General features: G+C 70.0%; 3 protein-coding genes. All 3 read left to right on the forward strand.

Features of this window, described 5'->3' with window-relative positions:
* A partial coding sequence (locus MCM47_RS40865; RefSeq protein ID WP_238951800.1) for a WXG100 family type VII secretion target occupies positions 1–359 on the forward strand: 359 nt, incomplete at its 5' end.
* A gap of 56 nt (positions 360–415) precedes the next feature.
* Positions 416–706, forward strand: a complete 291-nt coding sequence (locus tag MCM47_RS40870) for a WXG100 family type VII secretion target (protein ID WP_238862090.1) — start codon at positions 416–418, stop codon at positions 704–706.
* Between the two features lies 1 nt (position 707).
* Positions 708–1,323: hypothetical protein (locus MCM47_RS40875; RefSeq protein ID WP_238951846.1), on the forward strand; the 616-nt coding region annotated here is incomplete at its 3' end.

Genomic DNA, 1,323 nt, shown 5'->3' on the forward strand with positions numbered 1-1,323 from the left:
CCCGCCACTCCCGAGAGGACCGGCCGATGGCCAACCAGACGACCTCCGTCAGCATCGAGGGGATGCTGTCCGCCCAGGGCAACTTCCAGACCGCGCTGGACGAGGTGAACCGCACCTACACGCAGATGGCGAGCCAGATCGAGACCCTGCAGGCGAGTTGGACCGGTGAGGCGTCCAGCACCTACCTCGGCGCGATGAACACCTGGCTGCAGGACTTCGGCACCGTGCGCAGCCAGCTCGCCCTGATGCTGGAGAAGCTCCAGGCGAACACCGGCAGCTACGACACCACCCACCAGGCCACCACCGACCTGGCCTCCCAGCTCAGCAAGGGGATGGCCGCCCCGCTGCCCGGGTTCTGAGCCGCCCGCCCCCTTTCCCGTAGCGCCGCAGCCCCGCACCCCGGAGGAGTCACCTCATGAGCACCTACACCGTCAACATGAGCCAGGTCGAGTACATCGTCGGCGAGATGTCGGCGATCAGCAGCAGGCTCCAGCAGACCCTGAGCCAGCTGGACGACGGCACCACGCAGCACCTGAGCGAGTGGAGCAGCGACGCCCGCAGCACGTACGACGCCGCAAAGCTCCGCTGGGACGCCGCGGCGGCCGACATGGTCCTGCTGGCGCAGAACGCGACGACCGCGCTCGGCGGGGTCCACGACGCCTACCACTCCGGTGAGCGGTTCGGCGCGGGCCTCTGGGACCAGTGACATGTCGGAGCGCGACGAATCCTCCTCCGACCCGAACATCAACAACAACGACTACGGGGGAGGGGGCGGGACCGGGGACGAATCCGGCTCGGACTCCGGGACCGGCGGCGACCACCACTGGACCGGCGACCCCCACGTCGGCGCCGGCCACGGCACGTTCAGCGACACCGATCCGATCCTGCTGCCGACCGTGCCGCGCAACGGTGCCACCGGACCCGGCGGCACCGCGGTGAGCACGCCCTCGCTGGACCTCTTCGCCGCCAACATCGACCGGCTGATCGCGCCGATGAACGCCGTGATCACCGCGCTGGACGGCGTCTCGGTGGCCCCGGGCGCCTTCTACCACGCCAATCTGATGCGCAACAAGGTGAACGGGCCCAACGGCGACGACGGGCTGAAGAAGGACTTCGGCGATGCGCTGGCCTCGCTGGTGACCGGGCTGACCGACCTGCGGGACGGCGTCCGGTCGCTGAGCGCGAAGTACCGCACGACCGAGGAGGCCAATGCCATGACGGCCCGGGACTTCCAGCTCGCCATGACGGACGCCGTCGGCGACTTCAACGCCGTGGTGACCGCGGCCGGCGGTACCGGCGGTACCGGCAGCACCGGCAGCACCC

The sequence above is a fragment of the Kitasatospora sp. A2-31 genome, assembly GCF_022288725.1.
Classification (GTDB): domain Bacteria; phylum Actinomycetota; class Actinomycetes; order Streptomycetales; family Streptomycetaceae; genus Kitasatospora.

Excerpts from the sequence above, each read along its gene's own strand:
- MCM47_RS40870 (WP_238862090.1), top strand. The coding sequence starts at position 416 with ATGAGCACCTACACCGTCAACATGAGCCAGGTCGAGTACATCGTCGGC.